Annotated in this window: 1 protein-coding gene; it reads right to left on the bottom strand. The window is 76.1% G+C overall.

From position 1 onward, the window contains the following. Positions 1–24: 24 nt before the first annotated feature. Positions 25–357 carry a hypothetical protein gene (locus tag QC029_RS30680; RefSeq protein ID WP_279559110.1) on the bottom strand — a complete coding sequence of 111 codons (333 nt, stop codon included), beginning with the start codon at positions 355–357 and terminating at the stop codon, positions 25–27. Positions 358–431 lie beyond the last annotated feature (74 nt).

The raw sequence follows: 431 nt of genomic DNA, 5'->3' as shown, positions 1-431 counted from the left end.
GCGGGCGGCCGCGGCTGGCGGCGCTCAGGCGGCCTGGTCCCGTCCGGCCAGGGAGAGGACAAGGACCATGAAGGCGGCCAGGAGCGCGACGCCGGCGGTTGCTCCGTACCGCCACTCCCCCGCCCAGATCCACCCGACGAGGAGCGCCGGGACGGCGAGGAACAGGAGCGCGGCCACACACTTCAGCGGGCCGGCGGGGTGCTCGCCGGTGTCGTCCTGGCCGTGCTTCTCGAGGACGACGGGGCCGCTGGTCAGCTGAGCCTCAGCGATGGTCAGGCCGGCGTCGTGCAGGGCGGCGACGGCGCGGCGCGTGGTCTCCTGGTCGGCGTCCCGTATGGCGATGATCAGCGTGGTCATGCGGCGCTCCCGCGGGTGGGGGTCTTCCGCGGTCGGCCGCCGCCGGTGCCGCGGCCGGGCCGGGTCGCCATCCA

Origin of the sequence: Streptomyces sp. DH37 (genome assembly GCF_029813835.1) — a bacterium.
Lineage (GTDB): Bacteria > Actinomycetota > Actinomycetes > Streptomycetales > Streptomycetaceae > Streptomyces.
This window is presented reverse-complemented; position numbering and strand designations above follow the sequence as displayed.

Bases quoted from the DNA above. Each gene is read 5' to 3' on its own strand.
- QC029_RS30680 (WP_279559110.1), bottom strand. From the start codon at position 357: ATGACCACGCTGATCATCGCCATACGGGACGCCGACCAGGAGACCACG.